Origin of the sequence: Embleya scabrispora (assembly GCF_002024165.1) — a bacterium.
GTDB lineage: Bacteria > Actinomycetota > Actinomycetes > Streptomycetales > Streptomycetaceae > Embleya > Embleya scabrispora_A.
Genome location: NZ_MWQN01000001.1, coordinates 2,020,476 through 2,044,451, shown reverse-complemented (window position 1 = coordinate 2,044,451; position 23,976 = coordinate 2,020,476). Strand labels below are relative to the sequence as shown.

The window sequence follows — 23,976 nt, the reverse complement described above, 5'->3', positions numbered from 1 at the left end:
GATGGCTGCGGCGAAAGCATGGCGACGACTGGCCGTGTTTGCCGGCGGTGACCAACGGAAGCGGGCCGCCGTCGGCGGCCGGACCGGTCGACACGAGGAAGGACATCCCATGAAGCCGGACGGGCAGCTGTCCGAGGGAGAGCTCTATCTCGACCTTTTGGAGAAGGTGGTCACCAATCTCGTCTACGGTGACGCCCCCATCCCGAACGAGTGGGTACCCGAGACGAGCTTCAACCCCGAGCATCGCGAGAACGGCCAGGACTGGCCGAGCATCGCCCACACGATGGTCGGGCTCAAACGCATCCGCAATGTGCGCCACGTGCTGGACCGGGTCGTCGAGGACGGTGTGCCCGGTGATTTCATCGAAACCGGTGTGTGGCGCGGTGGCGTCTGCATCTTCGCTCGCGGATTCCTGAAGGCGCACGGCATCACGGACCGGCGGGTCTGGGTCGCCGATTCCTTCGAGGGCATCCCCGACACCGGCGCGGACGGCCATCCCCTGGATCGGGAGATGGCGCTGCACCAGGCCAACGAAGTGCTCGGTGTCTCGCTGGAAACGGTACGGAGGAATTTCGAGCGCTACGGTCTCCTCGATGACCAAGTCCGGTTCCTGCCGGGCTGGTTCAAGGACACACTGCCGGACGCGCCGGTGCGGGCACTGGCCGTGATGCGGCTCGACGGCGACCTGTACGAGTCCACCATGGACGCGCTGGAGCACCTGTACCCCAAGCTGTCCCCCGGCGGGTTCGTGATCATCGACGACTACGTCGTGCCGGCCTGTCGAAAGGCCGTCGACGACTTCCGGGAGCGGAACGGTATCGAGGACGCGGTCCGCACGATCGACGAGCACAGCGTGTTCTGGCGCCGCGACGCCTGACAACATGTGTGCCCACAGGGGCCGGCGGCCGATCCCGGCTGCCGGCCCCTGCTTGCGTGTTCCCCGCCGGCGCCCGGCCGGCGCGTGCTCACGGCGTCCGGAGAAAGATAACCCATTGCGTTGGGAACCGCGCAGACTGTGAACTTGTCCTGCCTGTGGACGTCTTCCCGCTGGTGACGGGGCCGATTACCGTCATGGGCATGACCAACGGGGTGTCTCGAATCGGGTCCAGCGTCGTCGACCACTTTGCCCATTGCGCTCTCGACAGTCCGAGACCGTGCCCCGGCCGCAGGCCGGATGTGCACGGTCGGTCGAGTCGGGCGTAGTCCGCAGGCTCCGCCATCGGTGTGCGTGACCGCCGAGGCGCGAGCCGATGCGCGCTGCGGACCGGCCACAGGACGTCCATGGACGGACGGTCGCCGATGTTCCGATAAGCCGGTTCACGGGCACCTCGTCGAGCGAGGCAGCTCACGATCTCCTGTCGGCAGCGGCACGGTCCGATGATGCTCGACGAATTGTCGCGGCAGGTCGAAGGGGAAGAAATTGCCTAGAGTGCTGATCGCAGAAGAAAAGCACATGATCCGAGGTGCCCTGGCTGCACTTCTCCGGTTGGAACCGGACATGCAATTGGTCGCCGAGGTGGATCGCCAGGATTCGATTGTCCGGACCGCCATGGCCAGTCGTCCGGATGTGGCGATCCTGACTTCCGACGGGATGACTGTCGCCGCCGAATTACATCGCAAATTACCGGAATGTCACACGCTGGTGCTGGCGTCGGAGGCCCGGCCCTGGCTCCTTCGACAGGCGCTCTCGGCGCATGTGTCGGGGTTCATTCTCAATGATGAACCACCTGCCCAATTGGCGGAGACGATCCGAAAGGTGGTGGCCGGTGAACGGATATTCAACCCGGACCTCATGTTGCGGGCACTGGACACGGACGGGACACCGCTGACGGCCAGGGAGTTGGAGGTGCTGCGACTGCTCGCCAGCGGAGCGGAGTCGATCGACATCGCCAGATCCCTGTCCCTGTCCGTGGGCACCATCCGCAACTATCTGACCAGCGTCGTCACCAAACTCGATGCGAGGAACCGGGTGGATGCCATCAGGATCGCCTCCCAGGCGGGGTGGTTACCGTGACAAGTGCCGACCGCAACCCACGGTGCAACGGTTCTTCGGACGGGTGTGCGAATCCGGCACCCGTCCCCGGTGCCCGGCCGCCTGCGTGCCGTTCCACCGGGGCCGGACCTCCTCGACAGGGTTACAAGCAGGATTGCGCCGGTACCGAGCAGGCGATCGCGTGCCGCTCGAAGTCGAGCCCGTCCGCCACCTCGGACGAATCCAGCAGAGGGTCGCCCACCAGCACCGCCCGGTGCAGGCGGCGCAACCGAGGCGAGGGTTCCAGGCCCAACTCCTCGATCATCGTGTCCCGCAGTTTGCGGTAGCTCTCCAGGGCGTTCCAGGATCGGCCCGAACGATGCAGGGCGATCATGAATTGGGCGCACAGGTTCTCGTGCATCGGATATTGCGCGGTCAGTGCGGTCAGCTCGCTGAGCAGCTCGGCGTGCCGCCCCATCCTGAGCCGGGCCGTCAGGCGCCCCTCCATCGCACCGATCCGGGCCTCGGTCAGTCGCATGACCTCCGGTTCGAGGATCCGCCCGACCTGCACGTCGACCAGCGGTGGCCCGTTCCACAGGCTCAGTGCCTGGGTGAACAGGTCCGAAGCGAGGCTGTCGTGACCGGAATCGACAGCCGCGCGGGCTTCGTTCGAGAGGCGTTCGAACCGGTGGACATCGACATCTCCGGGCTCGGCGAGGAGAAGGTAGCCGCCGTGCCGCGTGACGATGACGTCCTTGGCCGTCCGCCGACGCTCCCGAGCCAGTGCCGCGTCGAGCTTCCTGCGCAGTTGGAATATGTAGGTCTGGAGAGTCGTCGCGGAGCTACGGGGTGGATTGTCACCCCATATCTCCTCGATGAGGGTCGAGACGCTGATCACGCGGTTTGCATTCAAGGCGAGCAGGGAAAGAACCTGCCTTGGCTTGCTTGCGCTGGGGGTCAGGGAAACAGAGTTTTCCTGTGCGACGAGTGGTCCCAGGATCTTGATCCGCACGACAGGTAATTCCTTTTCGGTAGTCCCCTGTCCGCTCACGGGGTTGCCCCGGCAGGGTAAGGCGTGCAATCTCCGGTCACCCAACCCTGGCACGAGAGCGAGCGCTGCCGACAGTGACACCTTCATCTCTCGATGTGAAATTCGAACCTGATGATTCGTGAGATCGTCATGCTCTCCAAATGATGAGTATCACGTCCCTTCGCCGCATTGCAGGGTGCGCGCGGGGCGGGTCGTGGTAACGGGTGAATGCGCGGAATCCGCCCGCGTCGTACTCCTGCGCGTGGCCGAAACCCGGGCCGACGTGGTGCCCGTCTGGGTCCCGTCGGCGGCGTAGAGCTGCGAGACACCCGAACCGGTGAACGTGTCCGCCTGCTGGAGGGCCTGCTGGTTCACACCGACCCAACCGACGACGGTGCCCGACGGGTCGTGCACGTCGTGCAGGATCTTGAACGAGAAGCGGTTCGTCCCGGTCCGCCACCACGTGCCCAGGCCGCTGCCGCCGAATTCGCCGGGCCCGCCGAAGCTCATGCACGCCACCCCGCCGGCGGCGAAGGCAAACGTGGCCTGATGCCCGCTGTCCGGCAGCGTCACCGTGGCGTCCCACGTCCCGATCGGCGTCGAACCGGTGGACGAGGGCGGAGCCTCCGCCCCGTGGGCAGCCGCGGGAGTGGGAAGCGATACGCCCAGGGCGACGGCCAGGACGGCCGCCGAAACGGTGGTCGTGATCCTGCTTCGAACCGTGTGAGACATGGCGATCATCCTTGTTGTCGTCGGGGTGGAGAGTCGTGCGTAGTGCGCAGGCGCCTGCGTCCTGTGTCGGGTTCGGCTTCGGGTGCGCGTCACCTCGGGGAGAGCCCCGGTGGTGCCGGGCGAGACTCGGGCGGCCCGCTGTCAGTCCTCCATGATCGCGACCGCCCTGGCCCAACCGGCGCCCGCGCCGGTGATCTTCACCGGAAAGCAGGACACCAGAAAGCCGAATGGCTCGGGCAACGCGCCGAGATTGGCCAGGCGTTCGATCTGGCAGTACTCGCGGTCACGGCCGGCGACGTGGGCCGGCCACAACACCGACCGGTCACCGGTCTCGCGGTACCGCTCGATGATGTTCCCGAACGGAGCGTCCAGGCTGAACGCGTCCGTGCCGATCACCCGTACCCCCAGATCGAGCAGCAGGTGTACGGCCGGACCGTCGAGGCCGGTGAAATCCGTGAAATATGCGGGGGTGCCCGCCCGTTGGTCGGCTCCGGTGTGCAGCAGCACGATGTCGTTCGGGGCAGGCGTGTAGGCGATGCGGGCGAACTCCTTCTCCAGATACGCGACTCCGACCGCTCCGACCTCGGCGTCGGTCAGGTCGAGCACGACGCCGCGACCGTAGAACCACTCCACCGGCATCTCGTGGATGTGCCGCGGAACCCCGGTGCCGTAGCCGGCCACGGACCCGTAGTGCGAAGGGGCGTCGACGTGGGTGCCGGTGTGGGTGGTGAGGGTGATCCGGTCCAGGGAGAGAAATTCACCGTCGGGCAATTCGTCCGGGTCGAACTCGATCCCGAAATGTTCGCGCATCTCCGCGCTCATGTGCAGGGCACCCTCCCGAGGCGTGAGTACCTCGTGCACCACGGGATCCGCCTCATAACCCCCGGCATCCACGGGCGAGGAAAGATCGATGATTCGCACGGCCACCTCCGGGTGTCTCGACAGGACGCACCGTCGCCCGAAATGTTGCCGCCGGTCGCTAGAGGTGCGTTGGAGCATCGCTGTAACGCCGACTCGAGTGAGGTTCGAACCGTCTGTGGCAGCGTGCGGACACGCAGGCCGTTCCCGTACCGCGACGGAAGGCAGGAGAACCGTGTCCGTAGGGATCGATCATCCGAATTTCGAAAAGATCTACGCCGAAGTTCAGCAGTTCTACGCCCGGCACATCCAGCTGATGGACGAGGGCCGGGCGGAAGAGGCGGCACTGACCTTTGCCGAGGAAGCCTTCATGCTGTCCCCGCCGAAGATCGCCGAGCCGATTCGCGGCCGTGCGGAACTCGGTGCCCGTTTGCGGGAAGCCGCGGACACGTTGCGCGCGGAAGGGGTGCGCTATCGGCGTTGTCACACGATGATGACGGTGGAACCGCAGCCGGACGGTCGATTGTTCGTCCGGGCCTATGTACAGGTCGTCCGGACCCGGGGCGGTGAGTCGGTCCTGCACGCCATGTGCGTATGCGAGGACGTGCTGGTGCGTGAGGACGGCGAACTCAAGGTGCGCGAGCGCGTGGTGACCCGCGACGACTGCAGCTGAAATCGACTCCGGCTCTAGCGGCGGTATCTACCTTTCGTGACGTGATCGATTCCAAGAAGAGCACCTCTCCGCGCGGCGTGATCGTCACCGGCGGTGGCACCGGTATCGGTCGGGCCACCGCTCGGGCATTCGCCGAACACCACGACCGGGTTCTCGTGGTGGGCCGCAGCGAGGACACGCTCGCGGAGACCGCCCGGGGATACCCGAATATCCATACCCTGTCCGTCGACATCACCGACCCGGATGCCGCCGAGTCGATCGTGAGTACGGCGCTGAATACGTGCGAACGGATCGACGTGTTGGTGAACAACGCCTCGATCGCCGTTCCGGCGCCGTTGGAGAAGATCGATGCGGCGACGGCCCGGGAACAGTTCGAAGTGAACCTGTGTGCGCCGATCCTGCTCACCCGGCGGGCACTCGACGCGCTTGCGGAGACCCGCGGCACGGTGGTGAACCTCAGCAGCGCCGGCTCGCTCGGGCGCCGCGCGTGGCCGTATTTCTCGCTCTACGGTGCGGGCAAGGTCGCCATCGACTTCCTCACCAGAACCTGGGCCGTCGAACTCGCGCCGCGCGGTATTCGCGTCGTGGCCGTCGCCCCCGGGGTGATCGACACGGGCATGGGTCTGCGCATGGGCTCCACGCCGGCGGAGTACGCGGAATTTCTGGAAGGGATGAAACCGCGCACCCCGCTCGGCCGAGTCGGGCGACCCGAGGAGATCGCCTGGTGGGTACGTCAACTCGCCGAGCCGGAAGCCGGCTTCGCGACCGGCACGATATTCGCCGTCGACGGCGGCGCGAGCATCGTCTGAAAAAGTCGCGAGCATCGTCCGAAAAGCGTCGGGCCACGTGTGGATCGGTTCGTCCGCACGCCGGCTTCGAGCAGTCGAGTCAACGTCGACCCGCTTGCGAGAGATGCGGGGCAACGTTGGTGCCACCGGTACGAATGTCGATTCCATCCGAATGTCGAGGAGTGCTGCACATGTCGAGCGACAACTACGATGCCACCGGCAGCGGTGTGATCACTTTCGTCAACACTTTCACGGTGCACTGCCCGCCGGAGGAGTTCGAGAAGGTGTTCGTCGAGATATCCGAGTTCATGGCCGCCCAGCCGGGCTTCATCTCGTACTCCCTCTCTCGGCACGTCGACGAGGACAAACAGGATCGGTACGTCAACATCGCCCTGTGGACGGACGTCGAGTCCTGGCGGAACGCCGTCGCACATCCGGGTTTCCAGTCGCACGCCAAGGAGATCCGGGCCCGATCGACGAACGAGGGCAACCTGTACGCCCCGCGGCAAGCCTTCTCGGTGAAGTGAATTCCCCGCCGCGGGTCCGCCGGGCCGCCGGATCCGCGGCGGGGACGGTCCCGAAAGCCGAGGCCATACGCCGAGCGTGTTGTGAGGGCGGTCAGAAATGAAGCGTCGTGTCGTAATGACCGGAATCGGAGTCGTCGCACCGGGCGGCACCGGTACCAAAAGATTCCTGGACGTGATTTCCTCGGGGCGCACCATGACCCGGCGGATCACGTTCTTCGATCCCGCCCCTTTCCGGTCGCAGGTCGCCGCCGAGTGCGCCTTCGATCCGGCGGCCGAGGGGCTTTCTCCGCAACAGATCCGGCGGATGGACCGGGCCGCGCAACTGGCGGTCGTCAGCGCCCGGGAATCGTTGGCCGACAGCGGCTTGGATCTGGGACTGCTCGATCCCGCGCGGATCGGCGTGACCGTCGGCAGCGCGGTGGGCTGCACGATGGGCCTGGAGGAGGAGTACGTGGTCGTCAGCGACGGCGGTCGCATGTGGGAGGTCGACCAAGAGTACGCCGTGCCGCACCTGTTCAACTACTTCGTGCCGAGCTCCATCGCGGCCGAGGTCGCCTGGGAGGTCGCGGCGGAGGGTCCGGTCGCGACGATCTCCACCGGATGCACGTCGGGTCTGGACTCGGTGGGGCAGGCCGTGGAACTGATCGCGGACGGGGCCGCGGACGTGATGATCGCGGGCGCGACCGACGCGCCGATCTCCCCGATCACCATGGCGTGCTTCGACGCGATCAAGGCGACCACGCCGAGAAACGACGATCCGGCCACCGCGTCGCGACCGTTCGACCGGACCAGGAACGGGTTCGTGCTCGGCGAAGGGACGGCGATGTTCGTACTGGAGGACATCGACCACGCACGCCGGCGAGGCGCCCACCTGTATGCCGAGATCGCCGGGTTCGCCTCGCGCAGCAATGCCTTCCACATGACCGGTCTGCGGCCGGACGGCAAGGAGATGGCCGAGGCCATTCGGATCGCCCTGGCCCAGGCCGAGACGAGGCCGGAGGACATCGACTACATCAACGCGCACGGCTCGGGCACCATCCAGAACGACCGCCACGAGACGGCCGCCTTCAAGCGCAGTCTCGGCGAACACGCGTACTCGACGCCGATCAGCTCGATCAAGTCGATGATCGGCCATTCGCTGGGCGCCATCGGCTCGCTCGAAATCGCCGCGTGCGCACTCGCGATGGAGCACTCGATGGTGCCACCCACCGCCAACCTGCACGAGCCGGATCCGCAATGCGACCTGGACTACGTGCCCCTCGAAGCACGGGACCAGCGGGTGGACACCGTGCTCACCGTGGGCAGCGGATTCGGCGGGTTCCAGAGCGCGATGGTGCTGCGCAACCCGGAACGGAACCCGTCATGACGGTGGCCGTGGTGACCGGGATGGGCGTGGTGGCGCCGACGGGTCTGGGGACCCGACAACACTGGGCCCGCACGATGCGCGGGGAGGCCGCGATCGGCCGGATCACCGCCTTCGACCCGCAACGCTATTCCAGCACGCTGGCGGGTGAGATCAGCGGGTTCGTGCCCACCGATCACCTGACCAAGCGACTGCTTCCGCAGACCGATCGCATGACCCAACTTTCCCTGGTGGCCGCCGATTGGGCGCTGCGGGACGCGGCGGTGGAGGTCGCGTCCCTCCCGGAGTTCGGCATGGGTGTCGTGACGGCCGGTTCGGCCGGCGGTTTCGAGTTCGGCCACCGCGAACTGGACAAGCTGTGGCGCAAGGGACCGGAACATGTCAGCGCCTACCAGTCGTTCGCGTGGTTCTACGCGGTGAACACCGGCCAGATCTCGATCCGCGAGGGACTGCGCGGCCCGAGTGGTGTCCTGGTGACCGAACAGGCCGGTGGTCTCGACGCGATCGCGCAGGCCCGGCGACGGGTCCGCGACGGTACGGCGGCGATGGTCTGTGGCGCGGTCGACGGCTCGCCCTGTCCGTGGGGCTGGGTGGCGCACCTTGCCGGCGGCCGGATCAGCACCTCCGAGGATCCGCTGCGCGCGTACCTGCCCTTCGATGTCGACGCCGCGGGGTACGTGCCGGGCGACGGCGGCGCACTGTTCGTGCTGGAGGCCGAGGAAGCCGCACGGGACCGGGGCGCGACCTCGTGGCACGGCGAAATCGCCGGGTACGCCGCCACGTTCGACCCGCCGCCGGATTCCGACCGGCCGTCGACGCTGCGCCGGGCGATCGAACTCGCCCTCGCCGACGCGAACATCGCGGCGGACGAGATCGACGTGGTGTTCGCGGACGGCTCGGGCCTGCCCGACCTCGACCGCGTGGAGGCGGATGCGCTGCGCGCGGTGTTCGGGCCGTACGGCGTGCCGGTCACCGTGCCCAAGACCATGACCGGGAGGCTCGGTGCCGGTGGAGCCGCCCTCGACCTGGCCACCGCCCTGCTGACGATGCGCCACGGGGAGATCCCGCCCACGGTGAACGTGTCCCGTCCGGTCCCGGAGTACGAACTCGACCTGGTGACCGAGCCGCGGCCCACGGTCGCCTCGGCCGTGCTCGTGGTGGCGCGTGGTTACGGCGGATTCAACGCCGCCATGGTGGTGACGAGGCGAAAGAGTGCCGGCTGAAGACGATGGGAGACGGACGGAATGAGTGAGTTGAGGCTGACCGACCTGGTCACGATCCTTCGGGAATGCGCGGGTGAGGACGAGACCTCGAACCTGGACGGGGACATCCTGGACGCGGAGTTCGGCGAGCTGGGATACGACTCGATCGCGATGCTGGAGACCGCGTCCCGGATTCAGATCCGGTACGGCGTGGTGTTGTCCGACGAGGAAGTGGCCGAGGCCACCAGTCCGCGTGTGCTGCTGCACCTGGTGAACCGATCGCTCGCGGAGACCGCGTAGCGAGGACGCGGGTCGTCCTGCGGCGGCTCGCACGACTCCCCGGTGTGAACCGCCCGAGAGTGAGCGGCCCGAGGCCGAACAGCGCGGGCCGAACAGCCCCGAGACCGAACCCCCGAGTCCGATTCACCAAGGCGCCGCCACCCTCGTCGAGGGTGGCGGCGCCTTGTGGCAAGCGGGCGGGGCGGGCACGCCGGGTGTCGACCGGGTCAGGACTCGCCCGCGTACCACAGCCGAGGGTCTTCGGTGCGCGGAACCCACGACGGCGGGCCCTGCTCGGTGTTGACGCCCTTGTCGAGCACGACGACGTTGTGGTGCACGTGGACGCCGGTCACCGTCAGCTCGGTCGCCGAGGCCGCATGATCCGCCGGGCGGATCTGCTCCTGATGGTTGAGCCCGTCGAGCAGCTTCTTGACGAATCCCATCGAGGTGGTGGTCGAGTCCAAGTCGGTGCTTCCGCCCCAACCCGGCCAGTAGGACGACTGGGTGTCCTCGATGATGTACCGCCCGCCCGGCCGCACATGCGGGAAGAGCTGTGTGAACGAGGTGAGCACGTGCTCACTGAAGTGGCTGCCGTCGTCGATCACCACGTCGAACGGACCGTGTTCGCGGGCGAACCCGGCCAGGAACTCGGCGTCGCCCTGGTCGCCCTGCACGGTCCGCAGCCGGGGCTCGGTGATGCCGGTCTTGGGGTAGATGTCGAGTCCGTAGATCCGGCCCCGCCAGAAGTAGTGCTTCCACATGCGCAGCGACGCGCCGCCGAGATTCGGATCGTCGTACCCCCCGACCCCGATCTCCAGCACCTTCACCCGCCGGTCCCGCAACGGTTCGAGGTAGTGCTGGTAGTGCGGGGTGTACCAGTGCCCGCCCCACTTGTCCGCGTCGAAGCGCACCGCGAGTTCGGTGAGGTCGGTGAACCGCCGAGAGATCGCCTCCACGAGCTGATGGGCGGCCAGTACGGCGGACCGCCGTTGCCGCAGCCACGGGTCGTCGGCGGCAAGGCCGTGCGGCTCGGTCGAATCCGCGATCACCAGCTCGCGGGTGCCGTCGTGACGGCCCGGAGAGAACACCGCACGGAGCAGCTCCGACAGATCCTGCCGGTAGGTCGCCGGCGGCCGTGGTGCCCGGCCCGCCTCGACCTCGCACGTGCCCGCGCCGAGGGTGAACAGGTAGTGCAACCGCTTGTCGTCGAACCCGAGATCCAACTGCACCGTCGTCTTCTCGATGGGCTCGGGAAGCAGCCGGGTCCGAGCCGATATCTCGCTCAAGAGAGCCTCGGCGACTGCCGCGGCGCCCAGTTCCGCGATCGCGGCGTCCGTGTCGGCCGGTGGTAGGTCGGCCGCGGTGATCAGCTCGCTCAGTCGGTGGTCGTCCATGATCGGCTTCATGGCTCACTCCCCTGGAGATAGTCGTGCGGGCATAACGGCGCGCTTAGGGTCACTCGGGACGCTAGGCCCGATTCCTCGGACGCCGCTCAAGGGGTGCTTGATCACCTCGGACTGTTCGAGGGCGTCCCGAGGACGATTCGAGGGCCGCGGTCCACGGTGGGGGAGTGGCGATACGGACGGACAGTGAACTCGGCCGGTCCCTTCTGACGGAGCGGGGTATGCAATGGCTGTACGCACACGGCGGGGACCCCTACGCCGTGCTGATCCGCGCGGAGGACGACGACCGCGCGACGACGACCGCGCGGATCCGCGAACTCGGGCCGCTCCACCGCAGTCACTCCGGCGCGTGGGTGAGCGGGAACCACGCGCTCGGCAGGGAGATCCTCGGTGATCCGCGGCTGGTTTCCCGCGTCCTGCACGGCCCCTGGGCGGGCGGCCCGGAGCCGGGCGAGGTGTTTTCCGCTCTTCCCGCGGTCGGGTTCGTTCCGGCGTGGGAGTCGGCCGATCCCGACCGGTGGGCGAGTTTCGCCGAGCGTCGGTGCGCGGCGGTGCTCGGCCGGCTCGGCGATTCCTTCGACCTGGTAGCCGATCTGGTGCGCCCGGTCCTGGTCGGCGTGGTCGGCGAGGTCCTCGCCGTGCCCTCGGCGGAGCGTGCGGCGTTCGGCCGGTGGTGCGGTTCGGCGGCGACGGCGTTGGACGCCGTGTTGTGCCCGCCGACACTGCCGCGGGCCCGCGCGCTGATCGACGCGGTCGAGGGCCTTCGCTCCCTGTCGGCCCGGTCGACCGGTCCGGACGAGGAACTGCTCGCCTTCGCGATGACGGCCTCCGTGGTGGGCTTGGAGACGACGGCGAACCTGCTCGCGAACACGATGCTCGCCCTGCTCAACCGACCGGACCGGTGGCGGCTTGTGTGTGCCGACCCGACGTGGGCGCACAGCGCGGTGGAGGAGACGTTGCGGCTCGATCCGCCGGTGCGGCTGGACAGTCGGATCGTGAACGAGGATCTGGAACTCGCCGGGCGGGCGATCACCGCGGGCAGCGAGGTCGTGGTGTGCCTCGAAGCGGCGCACACCGACCCCGAACTGCACCGTGACCCCCAGGACTTCGATCTGCGACGGGAAACCGCCGCCGACCACCTCTCCCTGTCCGGCGGGCCGCCCTTCGCGGTCGTCGCACCGCTGGTGCGGGCCTCGACGGTGGCGGTGTTGCGGGTGCTGGCCGCTCGGCTGCCGGCCGTGCGCCGGGCCGGACCCGTGGTGCGACGCCTTCGGGCCCCGGTCACCCAGGGCATCGTGCGGTTTCCGGTCGCCTGCTGAGATGCGCACCCCCGCAGCGAGCCACCCCCCTCTGGAAGGTCCCGCACCATGCGTGTTCTGATCACATCGCTCGCCGTCGAAGCACACTTCAACGGCGCGGTCCCGTTGGCGTGGGCACTGCGCGCGGCCGGGCACGAGGTCCGGGTGGCGAGCCATCCGGCGCTGACCGAGAGCATCACCCGGGCCGGACTGACCGCCGTGCCGGTGGGTACCGACCACGTCCACCACGAACTCGTCCGCGACCTCGGTGCCGAACTCGACACCTTCTACCGCGACATCGACTTCACCGGGGAACGCGGCGACGACTACGTCGCACTCAAGGGCGCCAACACGCTGCTCACCGCGACGTTCTACGCGCAGGCCAACAACGACTCGATGGTGGACGAACTGGTCGACTTCGCTCGGTACTGGCAGCCGGATCTGGTGATCTGGGAGCCGTTCACCTTCGCGGGCGCGGTGGCCGCACGAGCCTGCGGGGCCGCGCACGCGCGGCTGCTCTGGGGACCGGATCTGTTCCTGCGGATGCGGACGGCGTTTCGGCGGCGGATGGAGCTCCTGCCGGCGGAGTCGCACGACGACTCGCTGGAGGAGTGGTTGACCTGGACTCTCGACCGCTTCGGCTGCGCCTTCGACGAGGAGGTGGTGGTCGGCCAGTGGAACATCGACCAGATGCCGCCCGGCGTCCGGCTGCCGTCGGATCGGCCGACCGTGCCGATGCGCTATGTCCCGTACAACGGCCGGGCGGTGGTGCCGGCGTGGCTGCGCGAGCCGCCGCGACGACCGCGGGTCTGTCTGACCCTGGGGATCACCTCGCGAGACACCGACCATCCGAATCCGGTGTCGCTCGACGAGGTGTTCGAAGCGGTTTCCGACCTCGACATCGAGGTCGTCGCGACGCTCGACGCGGCGCAGCGCGCCGAGGTGACGCGGGTACCGGACAACACTCGCGTCGTGGACTTCGTGCCGCTGCACGCGCTGCTGCCCGGTTGCTCGGCGGCGATACACCACGGCGGTGCCGGCACCTGGTCGACCGCCGCGGCGTCCGCGGTGCCGCAACTGGTGATCGCCGGGATGTGGGACAACGTGTATCGGGCCCGGCGACTGGCGGATCTGGGCGCGGGCCTGTTCCTGCCGCCGGACGAACTCACCGCGGCCGGGCTGCGCGACGGCCTGGAACAACTGCTGACCAAGCCGTCCTTCCGGGAGGACGCCCGACGCCTGCAGGCCGTGATCGCGGCCGAGCCGAGCCCCGCCGACGTGGTGCCCACCCTCGTGGAACTGGCCGGCCGGCACCGCACAGCGCGCGGGTGAGCGGCGTACGTCCGGGATTCTTCGAGTCCTGTTCGATCCGTCCTGTATTTCGCTCCCATAGCTTTTGCTGGCCGGAGCGGCGAACGCCTCGCACAGCACGGGGACGTGTCCCGCCGCCCGTGACATCGGTACCCATCAACGAGGAGGAGCGATGGCGTTGTTCGCCGTACTGGCGACGCAAGCACCTGCCGCGGGCGAAGGCGAGGAGTTTCGACGGCGGTTGCCGGAAGGGTTCGCCTACACGAAGAACCTGGTGGACAAGGGAGTGATCCGGCACAGCTGGGTCCGGGTCGGTGCGGGCGGCGGCTTGAACATCTACGACGTCGACTCGCACGAGGAGTTGCTGGCCGCGCTGTACGGCAACCCGGTCAGCCCGCATCTGAGCTTCGAGGTGATTCCGCTTGCCGAGGCCGGGAGCTTCGACCCGGCGGCCTACCTCCTCAAGTGGGCCGAGCCGTTCGGGGACGATTCCACGGGAGGCCGCGCATGACCGCCGACACCGCCCTGCTCGATCGCGTCGTCCAGGCGGGGACCGCGCCCGACGCGGAGATCTTCGCCGTGGTCGAGGACGCCGGACTCGGGGCCGTCGTCGGCGTCCTCGTCGAGGAGATCCTGTTCCGCTGCGACGCGCCGATCAACGTGATGCCCGTCGACATCGCCCTGGACGTCACGCACGAGAGCGAGCGGCATCGGACCGTCTTCCGGATGGTCCGGGACCGGCCGATCGCGATCCTGGACGGCGAGGAACCGGTGATCCGGCGAGAACTGCGGATGAACGTGGTGGATCTGGTGCGCCGGCTGTACGGGCGGGCGGACCACCCGCGCACCGGCGACTTCCACGACGCGTTCCTGCCGACCCGACCCGCCGACCTGACCGAACTGCCGGAGATCTTCGCCTCGACCAACCAGGCCTCCGGCGCCCTGCTGTCGGGCTGCACCGTTCCGCGGATCGACCTGGGCGCGCTTTCCGTCGCGTACGGCTCGGACAAGTGGGCGAGCTTCCACTGGTACACGGCGCACTACGAGAAGGAGTTCGCCCCGTACCGTGACCGGCCGGTGCGGATCCTGGAGATCGGCATCGGCGGATTCTCCGGTGAACTGGGTGGGTCGTCGCTGAAGATGTGGAAGAGGTACTTCCACCGCGGCACGGTCTTCGGACTCGACCTGTTCGACAAGTCCGAGCTGAACCAGCCCCGGCTGACCGCGTTGACCGGGGACCAGGGCGACACCGACGGACTGGTCGCCCTCGCCCGCGAGCACGGCCCCTTCGACATCGTCATCGACGACGGAAGCCACGAGAACGAGCACGTCCGCGTCTCGTTCGAGGCCCTGTTCCCCTATGTGCGCAGCGGCGGCCTGTACGTCATCGAGGACCTCCAGACGTCCTACTTCCCCAGGTTCGGCGGCACCGCCGACAAGGTCGCCGGCTCGAAGACCTCGGTCGGGCTGGTCAAGAGCCTGCTGGACGACCTCCACCACCGGGAGCACGCGACGTATCCCGGGCACCCGACGAGCGTGACCGAGGAGTCGGTGGTCGGAGTGCGCGTGTATCGCAACGTCGCGTTCATCGAGAAGGGCGTCAACGGGGAGGACGGCATTCCTCGGTGGATGGACGACGAGGCGTGGATCGCCCTGGGCGCGATACCTCCGTCGGCGGACTGACGGCGGACCGAGACAGAGGGAGAAGCAGCATGGGTCAGAGCCGGCCTTTGCACAAGAGCACGCCGGGCGACGTCGAGTCGGATCCGTCGACCGCGGAACTGCTGGCGGAATTACGCGAGTACCTCCGGCCGGACCCGCCCGCGATCGGGCTGCCGCCGCAGGTGTTCACCTCGCCCCGACTGTACGAAGCCGAACGGGCCCGGATCTTCGGGAGTTCGTGGATCATGGTGGCGCACCGGGACCAGTTGGCGAATCCCGGCGACTACCTCGCGCTGGACATCGCCGGTGAACCCGTGATGGTCACACGCGGCGAGGACGGGCGGCTGCACGGCATGTCGCCGATCTGCCGGCACCGGATGATGCCGCTGGTGGAATCCGGCGCCGGGAGCGCCAAGGACTTCACCTGTCCCTACCATCTGTGGCGCTACCACTTGGACGGCACCCTCGCGGGCGCGACCCACATGCGCGGCAACCCCGACTTCGACCCCGCCGCCTGCCGGCTGCCCGGCTTCGCCGTCGCGGAATGGCACGGCCTGGTGTTCGTCAACCTCGACGCCGGCGCCGCTCCCCTGGACGGCTGGATGGCCGATGTGGAAGGAGACCTGGCCAACTACCGCCTCGACGAGATGGTCCAGGTCGTCTCGTGGACCGAGGAATGGAAGTGCAACTGGAAGATCGCGGTGGAGAACGGCCACGAGAACTACCACGCGATCGGCTTCCATCCGAATACCGTCAAACCCCTCATGACGGGTGGCATCGACATGGAGGTGCGCGCCGACTCGACGTTGATGACGCGACTGCTCACCCGGACGGAGGTGCCGATGGAGACGTCCGTCCTGCCGTTGACCGACGAGGAGAAGAAGATCCTCTTCAGCTTCCGGTTGTTCCCGTGCAGCAGCGTCGCGACCTTCGGCGAGAGCGTCGCGTGGATCAGCCTCATCCCGCTCTCCCTCGATCGGACGGAGGTGCGCGGCGGCACGCTGATGCCGGCGGCGGCGCTCGAAGGCGCCGACGTGGAGGCGATCCGCAAGCAGACCGAGGCGTTCACGGGCGTGATCAACGCCGAGGACCGGCGCGGTCTCGAAGCCGTCCAGCGCACGGTCGGGTCGCGTTTCATCCAGCGCGGGCACCTCAGCCCCAAGGAGCCCGGGCTCCTCGCCTTCTACCGGAATCTGGCCTTCGCGCTGACCGAGGCGGACCCGGCCTAGCGGAGCGGCGGAACGGGGCAGATGTCGGGTTCCGGTTCCCGCCGCGTTCGCGGCGGGAACCGGAACCGCTGTTCTCGGGCCGATGCGGTCGCCGGGGACGGGCCCACTCGTCCTCGTCCCCGGCGACCGTGCCCGCCTGCGGCCGCGCCGCATCGAGACGGCGGCCATCCCGGCGCGGGCTCCGAGGCCGCATCCGGGGCCGCATCCGGGAATCGGATCAGTCCGGCGGCCGGATCGACAGGCCGTGCCGGAAGACGTTCCGCGGATCCCAACGCGCCTTCGCCCGTTGCAGCCGCGGGTAGTTGTCCTTGTAGTACAGGGTGTGCCAGGGCGTGCCCGAGGTGTTCCAGCGCGGATCCGCCAGGTCTGTGTCCGGGTAGTTGATGTAGGAGCCGTCGTTGATCTCGCCGGGGACCGGGACGCCGCCCGTGTCGGCGTAGACGTCCCGATAGAACCCGCGGATCCAGGCGATGTGCCGGTCGTCCGCCGCGGCATCGGTCCAGGTGTCGAGATAGAACGCCTTGAGGACCGCGCTCCGCTGCGCCGTGGCCGTGGCATCGGGTGGCACCGCCGAGACCTTCCCGCCGTAGGCGGCGAACAGGACACCGGCGGCGGGGTTGTCGTAGCTCTCGTCCACCAGTCGGCGATGGACGGCGTCGATCTGGGAGTCGGCCAACGCCTTCCGCAGATACGCCGCCTTGCACTTGGCACGCAACCCGAAGACGTTGCCGCCCCCGCGGGGGTACAACATCGACCGCAGCCACGGTGTGGTGCGCACGTCGTGCGTGTACGGCACCCCGACCCCGTCGTCGAGCGCCGCCAGGTAGTCGCGCAACAGCCCCTCGGCGCCCGGGAGTCCGGCGTCGATCTGGGTGCTCAGGGTGAACACACCCGACTGCTTGCGCAAGGCGGTCATGATGCTGAACAGCGCCGCGTGCGGTGCGTCCGGTTCGTTGTGCCGTTCGTGCCAGCGTCCGTGGTTGCGCAGCAGTCGCCGGAAGGATTGTGGCGTCATCTGTGGCCACGACCATTGCACGTAACTGTCCAGCACCTCGGCGGGCGGGGCGGGCAGCAGTCGGGCGGGGTCGCGGCTGTCGATCCCGGGGGTGCGGAACCAGTACCGGGTGACGATGCCGAAGTTCCCACCGCCGCAGCCGGTGTGCGCCCACCACAGTTCCCGGTTCGGGTCGGTGGGCTCACGCGTGGCCACCACGCTCTTGGCGGTGCCCGAGCGGTCCACCACGACGACCTCGACGCCGTACAGGTGGTCCACGACGCAACCGTGCAGCCGGGTCAGCGGGCCGTAGCCGCCGCCGAGCACGTGCCCGCCGATGCCGACGGTCGAGGTCTGCCCGGCGGGGATGGTCACCCCCCAGCCCTTGAGGAGGGTGCGGTACACGTTGCCGAGCAGCGCACCGGGCTCGATGGCGAAGGCGGCGCGTTGTTCGTCGTAGCCCACGGCGGTCATCTCGGACAGGTCGACGAGCACCTGGGTCGCGGGGGAGTCGACGAAGTCCTCCAGACAGTGGCCGCCGCTGCGGGCCACCACCCTGGCGCCGGTACGCACCGCGTCCTGGACCGCCCGCACCACCTGAGCGGTCGAGCCGACCACCCGGACCTCCCGGGGACGGCAGTGGAACCGGGCGTTGCCCGCGGTGGTCAATTCGGCGTAGCGGGGGTCGCCCGGGGCCACCGCGACCGGGCCGAACACCGGAGCGCACGCTCGGGTCGAGAAGTCGGCCGGCGACGCGGCGGCGGCCTCGGCCGGCGAGAGGCCGGTCGCGAGACCGTACAGCCCCGCCCCTCCGGCCAGCAGTCCTCTGCGGGATACGTCAGTCATGGCAGGCTCCGGGCCGGTTCACGCGCGAAACAGGTCGAGCGGGAGCACCTTGGCGCCCTGGAAGCCCCGCGGATCGTGGTAGACGAGCCGCTCGCCGGCGGGCACCTCGAAATCGCGGTAGCGGGACAGCAGGGCGCGCAGCGCGATCTTGACCTCCAGCCTGGCCAGCGGCGCGCCGAGACAGAAGTGCACGCCCATGCCGAAGGACAGATGCCGGATCGGGTCGCGGTGGATGTCGAACGTGTCCGGGTTCTCGAATTCGCTCTCGTCCCGGGTGACCGACGGGAGCGCCACGCTGACCTGCGATCCCTCGGGTATGTCCACACCTCCGAGGTGCACCGTGCGAAGTGCCTTGCGGTCCAGCCACACCAGCGGCGAGCGGTAGCGCAGCACTTCCTCGATCATCGCCGGGATCAGTGCCGGGTCCTCGCGCAACTGCCGAGCGGCTTCGGGGTTTTCGTCCAGGCACAGGATCGCGTTGCCCAACAGCGTGCTCGTGGTCAGGTGGCCGGCGATCAGCAGCAGGGCGAGAAAGCCCACGATCTCCTGGTCGTCCAGCGTCACGCCGTCGGTTTCGGCGGCGATCAGGTCGGCGATCAGGCCCTCTCGCTTCGAAGTGCGGTATTCGCGCACGTGGTTGAGCAGGTACGCGTTCATCTCGCGAATCGACGGGGCCATCGCGGCCACGCCCTCCTCGCTGAAGATGGCGTCGATGCCGTTGTCCACGAGCAGCGCGTCCGCCCACTTCCGGAAGAGCCCGCGGTCGGACACCGGCAGGCCCATCACCTCGGCGATGACGGTCACCGGCAGGGGATGTGCCAGATCGGCGACCAGGTCGATGCGCTCGCGGTCGCCGATCGTGTCGAGCAGTTCGGCCGCCACCGCTTCGATCCGCGGTGCCAGCCCGGTGACGAAGCGGGGCGTGAAGCCCTGGCTGACCAGGCCGCGCAGTTCTCGGTGGCGCGGCTGGTCCATGTTCTGGAAGTTGCCCTTCGAGAACGTGGCCAGGTCCTCGTGGTACGGGATGAACTCGCTGAGGTCGTTGGAGAAGGAGTGCGCGTCGGTTGCGACGGTCATCGCGTCGGCGAAGCGGAAGACCCGCCACCGCCCGGTTTCCTCGTCCAGGCCGACCGGCTCGGTGCGCCGTTTGTGCCGGAACAGCGTGAACAGTTCCTGCATCTCTTCGGAGATGTGCGGTCCACCCATCGAGCTTCACTCCTCGCGTTGCGGAAGGAGACGGAGGTTCCGATGCATCCCATCGGATCCCTCTCGAAGTTCGGTGGAAGATCGCTTTACGCGCTCAGCCGTCGGGATGCGCGGACCGCAGCCGGTCGACCTCCGCGGCCGCGCTGTCGCGGGCCACCTCGACGAAGCGCAGCAGGGTACGGAGTTGGTCGTCGTCGAAGGGCGTCAGGTCGTCGCGGGTGCGCGCGGTCAGGCCCGCGTAGTAGGCGGTGATCCGGTCGAGTCCTTCCATGGTCGGTTCGATGACGACCCGTCGCCGGTCGTTGGGGTCCGGAACCCGCTTGACGCAGCCGGCCTCGGTGAGCCGGTCGATCATCCGCGACGCCGCGCCGGGAGTGAGGCCCACCCGTCTGGCCAGGACGCTGGAGGTGGCCGGCCCGTCCTGGTGCAACGCGTGCAGACAGTGGAAGTCGGTCGCCACGACCCCCATGCGGTCGGCGATCAAGCCGTTGATCTGGATCAGCTGGGTGATCCATTCCGGCAGCGCGGTAATGACCCGAGATGCGAGGTCCTCTCTGGATGCGTCGTTTTCGGCGTTTTCCTGCTGGTTCTTCGTCATGTTGACACGACCCGATCGTCTCACTAGATTGCGTCGCACAATAGGTGCGCCGCACAACAAGTGTGCTGCGCAATATAATTGCGTTCGATTCGAGGAGCAAGTGTTGTCCATCGAGCCCACCGCACCGACGGTGACCCGAGGCCGCACCCTGGCCCTGGTCGTCATCCTGCTCGCGACATTCATCGACCTCATCGGTGTCACCGTCCTCAACGTCATCCTCCCGTCCATTCAAACCGATCTGGACGCGAGCCCGGCCCAGCTGCAGTGGATGCAGGCGGGTTACACCCTGGTGCTGGCGGTGGGCATCGTCAGCGGCGCCCGGCTGGGCGACATGCTCGGCCACAAACGCGTCTTCATCGCCGGCATGGCGGGCTTCGCGGCCTCGTCGGCCCTGTGCGCACTGTCGGTGGGACCGGAAATGCTGGTCGGCGGGCGAGTGGTGCAGGGCTTGTTCGCCGCGCTGGTGATTCCCCAGGTCCTGTCCCAGATCCAGATCATGTACGCCTCGAACGAACGCGGCGGCCCGATGGCGGCCTACTCGTCGCTGTCCGGTCTCGCCGCGACGCTGGGGCCCGTCCTGGGTCCGCTACTGCTCAAGTCGGACCTGGCCGGGTCCGGCTGGCGGATGGCCTTCTGGGTGAACGTCCCGCTCGGCCTGTTCGTCGTGGTGGCCTCGTGGAAACTGCTCCCGGAAAGTCGGGCGACCCACGCGGCCCGGATCGACGTGCCGGGCGTGATCCTCGCGTCGGTGGGCCTGGTCCTGGTGTTGTATCCGCTGATCGACTCGGCGGGCAAGACCCCGTGGCCGGCGTGGACGTACGGATCCATCCTGGCGGGTGTGGCCGTACTCGTCGGATTCGTCTTCTACGAACGGCGGGTCGGCAGTCGCGGTGGGTCCCCCCTGGTGGAGATGTCGCTGTTCCGGTTCCGCTCGGTACAGGGCGGCCTGCTCCTGCAACTGCTGTTCTTCGTCCCCGCGATGGGCTTCTTCCTGGTCTTCATGCTGTTCCTCCAGAACGGCATCGGCATGAGCCCGATGCGTGCGGGTCTGACGATGCTGCCCTGGTCGGTGGCGGTTCCGGTGTTCGCCACCCTCTCCGCGGCGGTGCTCCTGCCCAGGATCGGTCGGATGACCGCGCAGATCGGACTGGTCGTGATGGCGATCGGCTTCGCCATGGTCGCGCTCGCCGCTGGCGGCGCCACCCCCGCCACCGACTGGACGGACATGTTCTGGGGCGTGCTGGTCGGCGGCGCGGGCATGGGCATGCTCGTGGCCCCGCTGATGCAACTGACCCTGACCGATGTGCCGATCGAGTTCGCCGGATCGGGATCGGCCCTGTACAACACCGTCACCCAGTTGGCCGCCTCGATCGGTGTGGCCGTGATCGGTACCGTCTTCTTCACCGAACTCAAGGGCGTCGGGCAGACCTCCGCCGAGCTCGCCGACGGGTACGGCAGTGCGATGGCGACCTCGTTGTGGCTGGGAGTGGGCCTGCTCGCGGTTGCGTTCGCCAGTAGCTTCCTGTTGCCGCGTGGACCGGTTGCGGCCCCGGCACCCGACGTCGAGGTGGTCAATGCCTGAGCTGCCCGGACGACTGCAAGCCGTCTTCGTCCCCGCCGAGAGCGCGATGGCCTGGTGGGGTGTCACCGACCTCGAACCGGCCGTGCGCGAACACGGGCTGCCCGAAGGCCGTCCGAGCACCTGTCGCCTCGCCCTTCCCGACGGGGACCGGGCGGTGCCGGCCACCGTCGCGATTCGACTCGCGGAACTCGACGACGCGCTGCCGGCCCTGTCCGCCCTCGACCCCGACCGCCCGACGATCGGTGCCTCCATGCGGGCCTGGCGGGTCGCCGCCACCCTGCCGCACGACGCCGACGACGCCTTCGCGGAACTGGGCGCGCGCATGCCCACGGCCGCGCACGCGCTCCTCGGCTTCCAGGAGACCACCATCTTCTCGGCCTCCGCTCTGCTCGGCCGCTTCCGACAGACGGTGGCCACCCACACCGCGTTGCGCTCCACGAGCATCCGGGCGGAACTGCGCCCCTACCAGATCCACGGCGTGGCCTGGCTCCGCAGCGTGCCCGGTCTGGGCGGCGGGGCGATCCTGGCCGACGAGATGGGACTGGGCAAGACCCTGCAGGCGATCTGCCTGCTCGCCACCCGCCCGCCCACCGGCCCGCACCTGGTGGTCTGCCCCACCTCCCTGATCGGCAACTGGCAACGCGAACTGGCCCGCTTCGCGCCGGACACACCCGTGATCGGCTATCACGGATCGCGCCGTACCCTTCCGGACTCCCTCCCGCCCGGATCCGTGGTCGTCACGAGCTATCCCATGCTTCGCGCGGACGGCATTCTGACGGAGACCAAATGGGACGTGGCGATCTTCGACGAGGCGCAGCAGATCAAGAATCCGGACGCGCTCGTCAGCAAGGCCGCCAATCGCCTGTCCGCCGAGGTCCGGATCGCCATGACCGGCACCCCGGTGGAGAACCACCTCGAGGAACTCTGGTCGATCCTCAACGTCACCAGCCCCGGCCTGCTGGGCAGCCGCGCCCGATTTCGACAACGCTTCGCGGCCCCCATCGAACAACGCCGCTCGGCGACCGCGGCGGCGGCCCTGAACGCACTGGTCGCACCGCGGCTGCTCCGTCGCACCAAATCCGAGGTGGCGACCGAACTGCCGGCCAAGCAGTACTCGACGATCGTGTGCACCGTGACCGAGGAGCAGTCCCGCCTGTACCGGGAAGCCGTCGACCGGGCCTTCACCGAGGGGTTCGGCGGCGGCATCGGACGGCGGGGCCGGATCCTGGCGCTGCTCACCTCGCTCAAGCAGATCTGTAATCACCCCGCCCAGTTTCTGCGTGAGGAAACCGCGACACCCGGCCGTTCCGGCAAGTTCGACCGGGCCACGGAGATGCTGGCCGAAATCGTCGAAGAGCGCGACCGCGCCCTCGTCTTCACCCAGTACCGGGCGATGGGCGAACTGCTCTCCGGTTCCCTGTCCGCCACCCTGGGCACCGGGCGCATCCCGTTCCTGCACGGTGGCCTCTCCCTCGAACGGCGAGACCGGCTCGTTCGGGCCTTCCAGGAGGACGACGACGCGCCACCCGTCCTGCTCCTGAGCCTGCGCGCCGCCGGATTCGGGCTCAACCTCACCCGCGCCACCCACGTCATGCACTACGACCGCTGGTGGAACCCCGCGGTGGAGGAGCAGGCCACCGACCGGGCCCACCGCATCGGCCAGGACCGCACCCTCAACGTCCACACCCTCGTCACCGGAGGCACGATCGAAGACCACATCGCACAGATGCACGACACCAAACGCGGATTGGCCGACATCGTCTCCGGCAACACCGAAGCCGCGCTGGCCGACCTGTCCGACGAGCAACTGCACGCCGTACTCGACCTCGACCTCGGAGCCCTCACCTGATGCCCGCCGAATTCGGAGCCACTCCCTGGGGCCGAGTCTGGATGCGTACGGTGGAATCCACCGTGGTGGCCGCACCCAACCCCCTCCTTCCGAAGGCGCGCAGTCTCGCGCGCAACCACGCCGTCACGCTGACCGTCGAGGGTGGTCGGATCGACGCCGCCGTGGTCACGTCCGGCCGACCCCACCGGGTCCGGATCGATGTTCCGCGCTGGTCCGCCAGGGAACAGGCGGACGCCGAGCGGCTGATCGCCGAAGCCCTCGCCGACCACCGCGGACTGGCGCCCGGAGACCTGCCCGACACATTGGAGGCGGATCTCAGACACCACGACGTCGGCATCGCGCCGGCCCTCGCCGACCTGGACGCCGGCTGCGAATGCCGAACCCGGCAACGCCCCTGCGTCCACGTGCTGACCACGCTCTACGCGCTGTCCCAACAGCTGGACGAACGCCCGGTACTGGCCGTCGAGTTGCGCTCTTCGAACGCGAAACCCGCCACACCGCCCGATCCCGACCGGATCGAGATCACCGCCATCGACGTGGCGGGCTTCTACGGAGACTGACCGCCGCGCGCGGC

At 68.4% G+C, this 23,976-nt stretch carries 23 protein-coding genes; 16 read left to right on the top strand and 7 right to left on the bottom strand.

Annotated elements, in window-relative coordinates:
- Nucleotides 1-109: 109 nt before the first annotated feature.
- Both B4N89_RS08875 and B4N89_RS08870 read left to right on the top strand, forming a co-directional pair.
- On the top strand, nucleotides 110-877 hold the full coding sequence (locus tag B4N89_RS08875; protein WP_078975348.1) for a TylF/MycF family methyltransferase: 768 nt from the start codon (nucleotides 110-112) through the stop codon (nucleotides 875-877).
- A gap of 543 nt (nucleotides 878-1,420) precedes the next feature.
- The gene (locus tag B4N89_RS08870) at nucleotides 1,421-2,014 is read left to right on the top strand and encodes a response regulator transcription factor (protein ID WP_078975347.1); all 594 of its coding nucleotides are present in this window, start codon (nucleotides 1,421-1,423) and stop codon (nucleotides 2,012-2,014) included.
- A gap of 121 nt (nucleotides 2,015-2,135) precedes the next feature.
- Here B4N89_RS08870 and B4N89_RS08865 read toward each other — a convergent pair whose 3' ends face one another.
- The 3 genes from B4N89_RS08865 to B4N89_RS08855 form a co-directional block, all read right to left on the bottom strand.
- Complete coding sequence (locus B4N89_RS08865) at nucleotides 2,136-2,984, bottom strand: AfsR/SARP family transcriptional regulator (RefSeq protein ID WP_078975346.1); 849 nt, start codon at nucleotides 2,982-2,984, stop codon at nucleotides 2,136-2,138.
- Nucleotides 2,985-3,173: 189 nt separating this feature from the next.
- Nucleotides 3,174-3,734, bottom strand: coding sequence for a hypothetical protein (locus B4N89_RS08860; RefSeq protein WP_143657903.1), 561 nt, complete (start codon nucleotides 3,732-3,734; stop codon nucleotides 3,174-3,176).
- Between the two features lie 141 nt (nucleotides 3,735-3,875).
- Nucleotides 3,876-4,655, bottom strand: a complete 780-nt coding sequence (locus B4N89_RS08855) for a cyclase family protein (RefSeq protein ID WP_078979216.1) — start codon at nucleotides 4,653-4,655, stop codon at nucleotides 3,876-3,878.
- Nucleotides 4,656-4,827: 172 nt separating this feature from the next.
- On the opposite strand from B4N89_RS08855, the gene B4N89_RS08850 reads away from it, so the two are divergent.
- From B4N89_RS08850 to B4N89_RS08825, 6 genes are all read left to right on the top strand, one after another.
- Nucleotides 4,828-5,265 carry a nuclear transport factor 2 family protein gene (locus tag B4N89_RS08850; protein WP_235618530.1) on the top strand — a complete coding sequence of 146 codons (438 nt, stop codon included), beginning with the start codon at nucleotides 4,828-4,830 and terminating at the stop codon, nucleotides 5,263-5,265.
- 41 nt (nucleotides 5,266-5,306) lie between these two features.
- Nucleotides 5,307-6,074, top strand: coding sequence for an SDR family NAD(P)-dependent oxidoreductase (locus tag B4N89_RS08845; protein WP_078975344.1), 768 nt, complete (start codon nucleotides 5,307-5,309; stop codon nucleotides 6,072-6,074).
- 170 nt (nucleotides 6,075-6,244) lie between these two features.
- Nucleotides 6,245-6,580, top strand: a complete 336-nt coding sequence (locus B4N89_RS08840) for an antibiotic biosynthesis monooxygenase family protein (RefSeq protein WP_078979214.1) — start codon at nucleotides 6,245-6,247, stop codon at nucleotides 6,578-6,580.
- Nucleotides 6,581-6,695: 115 nt separating this feature from the next.
- On the top strand, nucleotides 6,696-7,946 hold the full coding sequence (locus tag B4N89_RS08835) for a beta-ketoacyl-[acyl-carrier-protein] synthase family protein (protein ID WP_414646361.1): 1,251 nt from the start codon (nucleotides 6,696-6,698) through the stop codon (nucleotides 7,944-7,946).
- Nucleotides 7,943-9,166, top strand: a complete 1,224-nt coding sequence (locus B4N89_RS08830) for a ketosynthase chain-length factor (protein ID WP_078975342.1) — start codon at nucleotides 7,943-7,945, stop codon at nucleotides 9,164-9,166. The genes B4N89_RS08835 and B4N89_RS08830 overlap by 4 nt, the downstream gene beginning before the upstream one ends.
- Nucleotides 9,167-9,187: 21 nt before the next feature.
- Entirely contained in the window at nucleotides 9,188-9,445 is a 258-nt protein-coding gene (locus B4N89_RS08825; RefSeq protein WP_078975341.1) for an acyl carrier protein, read from the top strand.
- Between the two features lie 206 nt (nucleotides 9,446-9,651).
- On the opposite strand, the gene B4N89_RS08820 is transcribed toward B4N89_RS08825, so the two are convergent.
- On the bottom strand, nucleotides 9,652-10,830 hold the full coding sequence (locus B4N89_RS08820; protein WP_201260816.1) for a class I SAM-dependent methyltransferase: 1,179 nt from the start codon (nucleotides 10,828-10,830) through the stop codon (nucleotides 9,652-9,654).
- 164 nt (nucleotides 10,831-10,994) lie between these two features.
- Here B4N89_RS08820 and B4N89_RS08815 point away from each other — a divergent pair, with 164 nt between their 5' ends.
- The 5 genes from B4N89_RS08815 to B4N89_RS08795 all read left to right on the top strand — a co-directional run bounded on the left by B4N89_RS08815 (nucleotide 10,995) and on the right by B4N89_RS08795 (nucleotide 16,327).
- Nucleotides 10,995-12,146 (top strand): cytochrome P450 family protein, encoded by a 1,152-nt coding sequence (locus tag B4N89_RS08815; protein WP_268812478.1) that lies wholly within the window; start codon nucleotides 10,995-10,997, stop codon nucleotides 12,144-12,146.
- 48 nt (nucleotides 12,147-12,194) lie between these two features.
- Nucleotides 12,195-13,457 (top strand): activator-dependent family glycosyltransferase, encoded by a 1,263-nt coding sequence (locus B4N89_RS08810; RefSeq protein WP_078975339.1) that lies wholly within the window; start codon nucleotides 12,195-12,197, stop codon nucleotides 13,455-13,457.
- Nucleotides 13,458-13,608: 151 nt separating this feature from the next.
- Complete coding sequence (locus tag B4N89_RS08805) at nucleotides 13,609-13,947, top strand: muconolactone Delta-isomerase family protein (RefSeq protein WP_078975338.1); 339 nt, start codon at nucleotides 13,609-13,611, stop codon at nucleotides 13,945-13,947.
- Nucleotides 13,944-15,119 carry a class I SAM-dependent methyltransferase gene (locus B4N89_RS08800; RefSeq protein ID WP_078975337.1) on the top strand — a complete coding sequence of 392 codons (1,176 nt, stop codon included), beginning with the start codon at nucleotides 13,944-13,946 and terminating at the stop codon, nucleotides 15,117-15,119. The genes B4N89_RS08805 and B4N89_RS08800 overlap by 4 nt, the downstream gene beginning before the upstream one ends.
- A gap of 29 nt (nucleotides 15,120-15,148) precedes the next feature.
- Nucleotides 15,149-16,327, top strand: a complete 1,179-nt coding sequence (locus tag B4N89_RS08795; RefSeq protein WP_078975336.1) for an aromatic ring-hydroxylating oxygenase subunit alpha — start codon at nucleotides 15,149-15,151, stop codon at nucleotides 16,325-16,327.
- Between the two features lie 217 nt (nucleotides 16,328-16,544).
- Here the strand turns inward: B4N89_RS08795 and B4N89_RS08790 are convergent, their stop codons facing one another.
- From B4N89_RS08790 to B4N89_RS08780, 3 genes are all read right to left on the bottom strand, one after another.
- Nucleotides 16,545-18,167, bottom strand: coding sequence for an FAD-binding oxidoreductase (locus tag B4N89_RS08790; protein ID WP_078975335.1), 1,623 nt, complete (start codon nucleotides 18,165-18,167; stop codon nucleotides 16,545-16,547).
- Between the two features lie 18 nt (nucleotides 18,168-18,185).
- Entirely contained in the window at nucleotides 18,186-19,373 is a 1,188-nt protein-coding gene (locus B4N89_RS08785; RefSeq protein ID WP_078975334.1) for a cytochrome P450, read from the bottom strand.
- Between the two features lie 94 nt (nucleotides 19,374-19,467).
- The gene (locus tag B4N89_RS08780; RefSeq protein WP_078975333.1) at nucleotides 19,468-19,971 is read right to left on the bottom strand and encodes a MarR family winged helix-turn-helix transcriptional regulator; all 504 of its coding nucleotides are present in this window, start codon (nucleotides 19,969-19,971) and stop codon (nucleotides 19,468-19,470) included.
- Nucleotides 19,972-20,074: 103 nt separating this feature from the next.
- On the opposite strand from B4N89_RS08780, the gene B4N89_RS08775 reads away from it, so the two are divergent.
- From B4N89_RS08775 to B4N89_RS08765, 3 genes are read left to right on the top strand one after another with little or no spacing between them, the layout of a single operon-like run.
- Nucleotides 20,075-21,553 (top strand): MFS transporter, encoded by a 1,479-nt coding sequence (locus B4N89_RS08775; protein ID WP_161500672.1) that lies wholly within the window; start codon nucleotides 20,075-20,077, stop codon nucleotides 21,551-21,553.
- Nucleotides 21,546-23,402: a DEAD/DEAH box helicase gene (locus B4N89_RS08770; protein ID WP_078975331.1), complete on the top strand. Its 1,857-nt coding sequence runs from the start codon at nucleotides 21,546-21,548 to the stop codon at nucleotides 23,400-23,402. The genes B4N89_RS08775 and B4N89_RS08770 overlap by 8 nt, the downstream gene beginning before the upstream one ends.
- A 50-nt stretch (nucleotides 23,403-23,452) precedes the next feature.
- Nucleotides 23,453-23,962: a hypothetical protein gene (locus B4N89_RS08765; protein ID WP_201260815.1), complete on the top strand. Its 510-nt coding sequence runs from the start codon at nucleotides 23,453-23,455 to the stop codon at nucleotides 23,960-23,962.
- The last annotated feature ends 14 nt before the right edge of the window (nucleotides 23,963-23,976 follow it).